The 7,939-nt window shown below is 65.2% G+C and carries 9 protein-coding genes and 3 tRNA genes; all 12 read left to right on the plus strand.

Translation table 11 applies throughout. The features are described 5' to 3' along the window. The first annotated feature begins 329 nt into the window (after positions 1-329). Positions 330-1,832 carry an anthranilate synthase component I gene (gene trpE, locus BLQ28_RS32355; RefSeq protein WP_093247438.1) on the plus strand — a complete coding sequence of 501 codons (1,503 nt, stop codon included), beginning with the start codon at positions 330-332 and terminating at the stop codon, positions 1,830-1,832. Next, positions 1,829-2,221, plus strand: a complete 393-nt coding sequence (locus BLQ28_RS32360) for a GxxExxY protein (protein ID WP_093247439.1) — start codon at positions 1,829-1,831, stop codon at positions 2,219-2,221. Before trpE ends, BLQ28_RS32360 begins: the two co-directional genes overlap by 4 nt. Further along, positions 2,218-2,802 carry an aminodeoxychorismate/anthranilate synthase component II gene (locus tag BLQ28_RS32365; protein WP_093247440.1) on the plus strand — a complete coding sequence of 195 codons (585 nt, stop codon included), beginning with the start codon at positions 2,218-2,220 and terminating at the stop codon, positions 2,800-2,802. Before BLQ28_RS32360 ends, BLQ28_RS32365 begins: the two co-directional genes overlap by 4 nt. Positions 2,803-2,808: 6 nt before the next feature. Continuing rightward, complete coding sequence (ltaE, locus tag BLQ28_RS32370; protein ID WP_093247441.1) at positions 2,809-3,867, plus strand: low-specificity L-threonine aldolase; 1,059 nt, start codon at positions 2,809-2,811, stop codon at positions 3,865-3,867. A gap of 16 nt (positions 3,868-3,883) precedes the next feature. Beyond that, entirely contained in the window at positions 3,884-4,546 is a 663-nt protein-coding gene (locus tag BLQ28_RS32375; RefSeq protein WP_093247442.1) for a LysE family translocator, read from the plus strand. Positions 4,547-4,567: 21 nt separating this feature from the next. Continuing rightward, a complete protein-coding gene (gene trpD / locus BLQ28_RS32380) occupies positions 4,568-5,590 on the plus strand; it encodes an anthranilate phosphoribosyltransferase (protein ID WP_093247443.1) in 1,023 nt (340 codons plus the stop codon). A 32-nt stretch (positions 5,591-5,622) separates the two neighbouring features. Next, the gene (gene trpC / locus BLQ28_RS32385; protein WP_093247444.1) at positions 5,623-6,423 is read left to right on the plus strand and encodes an indole-3-glycerol phosphate synthase TrpC; all 801 of its coding nucleotides are present in this window, start codon (positions 5,623-5,625) and stop codon (positions 6,421-6,423) included. Beyond that, positions 6,420-7,127: a uracil-DNA glycosylase gene (locus BLQ28_RS32390; RefSeq protein ID WP_093247445.1), complete on the plus strand. Its 708-nt coding sequence runs from the start codon at positions 6,420-6,422 to the stop codon at positions 7,125-7,127. The genes trpC and BLQ28_RS32390 overlap by 4 nt, the downstream gene beginning before the upstream one ends. 106 nt (positions 7,128-7,233) lie before the next feature. Continuing rightward, positions 7,234-7,319 (plus strand) — tRNA-Tyr (locus BLQ28_RS32395). Positions 7,320-7,384: 65 nt separating this feature from the next. Further along, positions 7,385-7,458 (plus strand) — tRNA-Gly (locus BLQ28_RS32400). Positions 7,459-7,499: 41 nt separating this feature from the next. After that, positions 7,500-7,574: transfer RNA gene (locus BLQ28_RS32405), tRNA-Thr, on the plus strand. Positions 7,575-7,647: 73 nt separating this feature from the next. Next, positions 7,648-7,939, plus strand: a 292-nt coding sequence (locus BLQ28_RS32410; RefSeq protein WP_256327542.1) for a GTP-binding protein, incomplete at its 3' end; no start/stop codon positions are given.

The following is a 7,939-nucleotide window of genomic DNA, read 5'->3' on the forward strand; positions in this document are numbered from 1 at the left end:
TTGCGAACGGTCGTGCGAATGTATCTTTTTGTTTTACGACGCGGCCTTCGGGGGAACCCTGAAGGTGATGCAAGATGGTTCTCTTGCACGCTGGCGCGTTTTCGTGGGCTAAACTCGGCTTTCCATGTTCGTTCATCACATCAATCAAACAGGTGAAGGCAGCCGGGGAGCCTGGCCCTGGCGTCGCCATACATCGCTGACTGTTTGATTGCACGGCGCACGCCGTGCGCCCGCGGTTCCGAGTCGACGCACACCACGACGCCGGACCACCCGTGAATGACCTTGTCACCGGCCAAAGGAGCGCCGGGCGGCAACTGGAGAACGAATCCGTGATCACCGAACTTGAATTCAAGAGCCTCAGCGCCCAGGGCTACAACCGTATTCCGCTGATGGCCGAGGCCTTTGCCGACCTCGAGACCCCCCTTTCCCTTTACCTCAAGCTGGCCCATTCGCAGGGCGGCGGCAAGCACAGCTTTCTGCTCGAATCAGTGGTGGGCGGCGAGCGCTTCGGCCGCTACAGCTTCATCGGCCTGCCCGCCCGCACGCTGCTGCGCGCCACCGGCTTCGGTGCCGACGCCAGGACCGAGGTGGTGACAGATGGCCAGGTGGTCGAGACCGCCTCCGGCAATCCGCTCGACTTCGTCGCGGCCTACCAGAAGCGCTTCAAGGTCGCGCTGCGGCCCGGCCTGCCGCGTTTCTGCGGTGGCCTTGCCGGCTACTTCGGCTACGACACCGTGCGCCACATCGAGCGCAAGCTCGAAAAGAGCTGCCCGCCCGATGCGCTGGGCTGCCCCGACATCCTGCTGCTGCAGTGCGAAGAGCTGGCCGTCATCGACAACCTCTCGGGCAAGCTCTACCTGATCGTCTATGCCGATCCGAAGCAGCCCGAGGCCTATGCCGTGGGCAAGCGTCGCCTGCGCGAGCTGAAGGAAAAGCTCAAGTACTCGGTGAGTGCGCCCGTCGTGAAGCCCACGCAGCCGCATCCGCCCGAGCGCAGCTTTGCCAAGGCCGACTACATCGCGGCCGTCGAGCGTGCCAAGGAAATGATCGCCGCCGGCGACTTCATGCAGGTGCAGGTGGGCCAGCGCATCAGCAAGCGCTACACCGAGTCGCCGCTGTCGCTGTACCGTGCGCTGCGTTCGCTGAACCCCTCGCCCTACATGTACTACTACAACCTGGGCGACTTCCATGTGGTGGGCGCGTCGCCCGAGATCCTGGTGCGCCAGGAGAACACAGGCGAGGGCGAACAGAAGATCACCATTCGCCCGCTGGCCGGCACGCGTCCGCGCGGTGCCTCGCTCGAACTCGACAAGGCCGCCGAGGTGGAGCTCATCAACGACCCGAAGGAGCGCGCCGAGCACGTCATGCTGATCGACCTCGCACGCAACGACATCGGGCGCATCGCCAAGACCGGCACCGTGAAGGTGACCGAGGCCTTCGCGGTCGAGCGCTACAGCCACGTCATGCACATCGTGAGCAACGTCGAAGGCACGCTGAAGGACGGCATGACCGCCATCGACGTGCTCAAGGCCACCTTCCCGGCCGGCACGCTGACCGGCGCGCCCAAGGTGCATGCGATGGAACTCATCGACCAGCTGGAGCCCACCAAGCGCGGCCTGTACGGTGGCGCCTGCGGCTACATCAGCTACGCGGGCGACATGGACGTGGCCATCGCGATCCGCACCGGCATCGTGAAAGACCAGATGCTGCACGTGCAGGCCGCGGCCGGCGTGGTCGCCGATTCGGTGCCCGAGCTGGAGTGGAAAGAAACAGAGGCCAAGGCGCGCGCACTCCTGCGCGCGGCCGAACTGGTCGAGGAAGGCCTGGAATGAGCGCAGCACCCGAAATTCAGAACGACTTTTCGCACGAGATCATCGGCGCCGCCGTCGAAGTGCAGCGTGTGCTCGGCACGGGGCTCGACGAGGGCGCCTATGCCGCCGCGCTGGCCATCGAGCTGGCCGAACGCGAGATCGGCTTCACGCGCGACGTGGCGCTGTCGGCCACCTACAAGGGCCGCTCGCTGGGCGAGGTGTACCGTGCGGGCTTCGTGATCGAGCAGTCGGTCATCGTCGAGCTCAAGGCGGTCGATGTGCTGACCGACCTGCATCGTTCGCAGGTGCTGGCCGCGCTGCGGCTGTCGGGCCTCAAGCTGGGCCTTCTGATCAACTTCAACGTCTTTCCCGTGGTGAAGGGCGTGCACCGGATTGTGAGCAAGCCATGAAACTGCTGATGATCGACAACTACGACAGCTTCACCTACAACATCGTCCAGTACTTCGGCGAACTGGGTGCAGACGTGCAAGTGCACCGCAACGACGAGATCACCGTGGCGCAGATCGGCGAGCTGATCGCCTCGGGCGTCACGCGGCTCGTGGTGTCGCCGGGGCCTTGCTCGCCGGCGGAGGCGGGCGTGTCGGTGGCGGCCATCGAGGCCTTCGCGGGCAAGCTGCCCATTCTTGGCGTGTGCCTGGGCCACCAGGCCATCGGCGCGGCCTTCGGCGGCAAGATCGTTCGCGCACAGCAACTGATGCATGGCAAGACCAGCGAGATCACGACCACGCAAGAAGGCGTGTTCGCGGGGCTGCCCGAGAAGTTCATCGTCAACCGGTACCACTCGCTGTCGATCGAGCGCGAGAGCTGCCCGAAGGCACTGGCTGTCACCGCGTGGACCGACGACGGCGAGATCATGGGGGTGCGGCACACCGGCTTTGCGCATGACGTGCGCATCGAAGGCGTGCAGTTCCACCCTGAATCGATCCTCACGGAACATGGCCACGCCATGCTCAAGAACTTCCTGGACTAAGCCACCATGACAGACCGCACCACCATCGTCGACCTGCGCAGCGACACCGTCACGCAACCCACGCCCGCGATGCGCGAGGCCATGATGGCGGCGCCGCTGGGCGACGACGTCTTCGGCACCGACCCGAGCGTCAACGCGCTGCAGGAAAAGATCGCTGCGCTGCTGGGCTTCGAGGCCGCGCTGTTCGTGCCGACCGGCACGCAGAGCAACCTCTGCGCGATCCTCTCGCATTGCGGCCGTGGCGACGAATACATCGTCGGCCAGCAGGCGCATTGCTACCGCTGGGAAGGCGGCGGCGCGGCGGTGTTCGGCAGCGTGCAGCCGCAGCCGCTCGACCACGCGCCCGACGGCACGTTGCCGCTCGCGCAGATCGAAGCGGCCATCAAGCCCGACGACGCGCACTTCGCGCGCACGAAGCTGCTGGCGCTGGAGAACACGCTGGGCGGCAAGCTGCTGCCGTTCGACTACGTGCAGGCTGCGACTGACCTGGCCAGGAGCAAGGGCCTGCAGCGGCACCTCGACGGCGCGCGTCTTTTCAACGCCGCGACCGCACAGGCCGCGCAGAACAAGCGCAGCGACATCCGCGCGGAAGCCCGCCGCATCGCGCAGTGCTTCGACAGCGTCTCGGTCTGCTTCAGCAAGGGCCTGGGCGCGCCCATCGGCTCGGCGCTGGTCGGCTCGCGCGAGTTCATTGCGCGGGCGCACCGCATCCGCAAGATGGCCGGTGGCGGCATGCGCCAGGCGGGCCTGCTGGCGGCGGCGGCTTCGCATGCGCTCGATCACCACATCGACCGGCTGGCCGACGACCACGCGCTGGCGCAACGCCTGGCGCAGGGGCTCGAAGGCATCGAGGGCCTGACGGTCGAGGCGCCGCACACGAACATCGTGTTCGCCGACCTCACGGGTGCGGCGCAGGCACGCTCGTCGGAGCTGATCGCGAGCCTCAACCAGCAGGGCATTCTTGCAACGGGGCTGTATCGCCTGCGCTTCGTGACGCACCTCGACGTGGATGCGGCCGGCGTCGACCGCGCCGTTGCCGCGATCCGGGGCTTCTTCAACGCCTGAAACCGAAGGAGCCGCGATGCCCGATCTTCCGCATCTGCTCGCTTTCATCGCCGCCGGCTGGCTGCTGAACCTGACGCCGGGGCCTGACGTTCTCTACGTCGTGACGAACTCGCTGCGCTCTGGCGTGCGTGCCGGCATCGTGGCCGGGCTCGGCATTACCGCGGGTTGCTTCGTTCACATCTTTGCCGCAGCCGTGGGTGTCGGTACGTTGATGGCGACTTCCGCGACGGCCTTCACCGTGCTCAAGTACATCGGCGCCGCCTACCTGCTCTATCTTGGCGTGCGCATGGTGCTTTCGCGTGCCAAGCCACCCGCCGATCTCGATGCGGCGGCGGCAGCGGTGAGCGGGGAGCGCAGCCTCAAGGCGATCTTTCTCGGCGGCTTCTGGACCAACGTGCTCAACCCGAAGGTGGCGTTGTTCTTCCTGGCCTTCGTGCCGCAGTTCATTGCCCCCGGTGCCGACAACAAGGCGCTGTACTTCGTGCTGCTGGGCGTGCTGTTCAACCTCAACGCGATCCCGGTCAACGTGGGATGGGCTCTGGCAGCGGGCTGGATGGCGCATCGCGGCGCAGTGCAGAAGGGCATGCACTGGCTCGACCGCGTCGCCGGCGTCCTGTTCATCGGCTTCGGCCTCAAGCTCGCGTTCACCGACGCGCCGGCCGTTCGCATCGGCCACTGACACCTACCGAGGAGACTCATCATGATCACCCCCCAGGAAGCGCTGCAGCGCACCATCGAGCACCGCGAAGTCTTCCACGACGAGATGCTGCACATCGTGCGGCTCATCATGAGCGGCGAGTGCTCGCCCGTGATGATGGCCGCGCTGATCACCGGCCTGCGCGTGAAGAAGGAAACCATCGGCGAGATCACCGCCGCCGCGCAGGTGATGCGCGAGGTGTCGACCAAGGTGCCCGTCACCGACACCACGAACCTCGTGGACATCGTCGGCACCGGCGGCGATGGCTCGCACACCTTCAACATCTCGACCTGCTCGATGTTCGTCGCGGCCGCGGCGGGCGCGAAGGTCAGCAAGCACGGTGGACGCAGCGTGTCGAGCAAGTCGGGCAGTGCCGACGTGCTGGAGTCGCTGGGCGTCAACATCAACCTGAAGCCCGAGCAGATCGCGCGCTCCATCGAGCAGGTGGGCATCGGCTTCATGTTCGCGCCGAACCACCATCCGGCGATGAAGAACGTCGCGCCGGTTCGAAAGGAACTGGGCATCAAGACGATCTTCAACATCCTCGGGCCGCTGACCAATCCGGCTGGCGCACCGAACATCCTGATGGGCGTGTTCCACCCCGACCTCGTCGGTATCCAGGTGCGTGCGCTGCAACGCCTGGGCACCGAGCACGCGATGGTGGTTTACGGGCGCGACGGCATGGACGAAATCTCGCTCGGCGCGGCCACGATGGTGGGTGAACTGAAGGACGGCGAGATCCGCGAATACGAACTGCATCCCGAAGACTTCGGCTTCGCCATGTCGAGCAACCGCGCGCTGCGCGTGGAGACGCCCGAGCAGTCGAAGGCGATGCTGCTGGGGGTGCTCGACAATCAGGCCGGCCCCGCGCTCGACATCGTGCTGCTCAACGCCGGTGCAGCGCTGTATGCGGCGAACGTGGTCGATTCGGTGGCGGCCGGCGTGGATCGCTCGCGTGCAGCCATTGCCTCCGGCGCGGCAAAAGCCAAGCTGGCAGAGCTGGTCCGGGCCTCCGCGACCGTTTGAGCCCCGCAGAGAAACCGAAAGCAGAACAAGCCATGTCAGACATCCTCGACAAGATCGTTGCCGTCAAGCGCCAGGAGATCGCGGCCGCGCAGAAGCGTGCGCCGCTCGAAGCGGTGCGCTTCGACGCCGAAAGCCGCGTGCTCACGCGCGACTTCGAGGCCGCGCTGCGCGCAAAGATCGCCGCCGGGCACGCCGCCGTGATTGCGGAGGTCAAGAAGGCCAGCCCGAGCAAGGGCGTGCTGCGTGAAGACTTCATTCCGGCCGACATCGCGCAAAGCTATGCCGAAGGCGATGGTGAGGTCAGCGCGGCCTGCCTCTCGGTGTTGACCGACAAGCAGTTCTTTCAGGGCGGTGTCGACTATCTCAAGCAGGCGCGCGCATCGTGCGACCTGCCGGTGCTGCGCAAGGACTTCATCGTCGATGCCTACCAAGTGTACGAATCGCGTGCGATGGGCGCCGATGCCATCCTGCTGATTGCCGCGTGCCTCGACGATGCGCAGATGAAAGACTACGAAGCCATCGCGCGCGGGTTGGGCATGGCGGTGCTGGTCGAGGTGCACGACGCCGCCGAGCTCGATCGCGCGCTGAAGCTGAAGACGGCACTGGTCGGCGTCAACAACCGCAACCTGCGCAATTTCGAGGTGTCGATCCAGGCCACCATCGACTTGCTGCCCAGGCTGCCGGCCGATCGCCTGCCGGTGACCGAATCGGGCATCGCCACGCGCCAGGACGTCGCCACGCTGCGCGCGGCCGGCGTCAACGCCTTCCTGGTCGGCGAGGCATTCATGCGCGCCAAGGAACCCGGCGAGGCCCTCGCTGCGTTGTTCAAATGAGCCGGCCCGATCAGCTGTCGAGCAGCGATCCTGCCGACTGGCCGGTGGCGTCGGGCTGGCAGCCGCTGGTCGATGAATTCTTCGCGGGTGCCGTTGGGCAGAAGTTGAAGGGCTTCCTGCGCGAGCGCCTCGATGCCGGCGCGGTGATCTTTCCGCCGCAGCCGCTGCGGGCGCTGGAACTGACACCGCCTGAAGACGTGCGCGTGGTGATCCTGGGCCAGGACCCGTACCACGGACGCGGACAGGCCGAAGGGCTGGCGTTCTCGGTGGCGCCCGGCGTGGCGCTGCCGCCGTCGCTGCGCAACATCTTCAAGGAGCTGCAGCGTGACCTCGGCACGGCCCCGCCGCCATTTCCGAATCCGGGAGGCAGCCTGGTGAAGTGGGCGACGCATGGCGTCCTGCTGCTCAACACCTGCCTGACGGTCGAAGAGGCGCAGCCGGCCAGCCATGCCGGCCGTGGTTGGGAAGTGCTGACAGATGCCGTCATCCGTCATGTTTCAGGCGGCGAGAAGTCTGTTGTTTTTATGCTATGGGGCTCGCACGCGCAGAGTAAGCGGGCGTTGATCGACGTTAAGCGCCATAAGGTGCTGATGTCGAATCATCCGTCGCCACTTTCTGCGTTGCGCCCGCCCGTGCCGTTCATCGGCTGCGGACATTTCGGCGAAGCGCGCGCGTGGCGGGAGGCACAGCGGGCGCAGGGGTGAACTTGGGCGATAATCGTGGGCTCACGCCTCGGGCAGTTCTTCCGCATCTTCTTGATGCTGGGATTTCTGAGTAGTCACAAAATCGTGCTATATTTCGAGGTTCGCCGGAGAGGTGGCCGAGTGGTTAATGGCAGCAGACTGTAAATCTGCCCTCTTACGAGTACGCTGGTTCGAATCCAGCCCTCTCCACCAGCGATGAATTTGGTTTCTAAGAGCGATTGGATCTAGCGCTTTGGGTGCCTTGAAGTGCCCCCGATGCGGGAGTAGTTCAATGGTAGAACCCCAGCCTTCCAAGCTGATGACGCGGGTTCGATTCCCGTCTCCCGCTCCAGAGACCCGGTTCGGCGCCGGAAAGCGATTTGGTTAGATAAAGCCCTTTTGGCTCAGTGGTAGAGCACTCCCTTGGTAAGGGAGAGGTCGCGGGTCCGATTCCCGCAAAGGGCACCAGTTTTTGGGGGTTGCAACGGCAGCTTTGCAACCCATCTGCATACGTTGAAATCGTTTTTTTCGGAGTCGAAAAATGGCAAAAGGTAAATTCACCCGCACCAAGCCGCACGTGAACGTGGGCACGATCGGTCACGTTGACCACGGCAAGACGACGCTGACGGCTGCGATCGCAACCGTTCTGTCGGCCAAGTTCGGCGGCGAAGCCAAGGCTTACGACCAGATCGACGCAGCGCCCGAAGAAAAGGCTCGCGGCATCACGATCAACACCGCGCACGTCGAGTACGAAACGGCCAACCGCCACTACGCTCACGTGGACTGCCCTGGCCACGCCGACTATGTGAAGAACATGATTACCGGCGCTGCCC

It is taken from the genome of Variovorax sp. EL159 (assembly GCF_900100965.1).
Lineage (GTDB): Bacteria > Pseudomonadota > Gammaproteobacteria > Burkholderiales > Burkholderiaceae_C > Variovorax.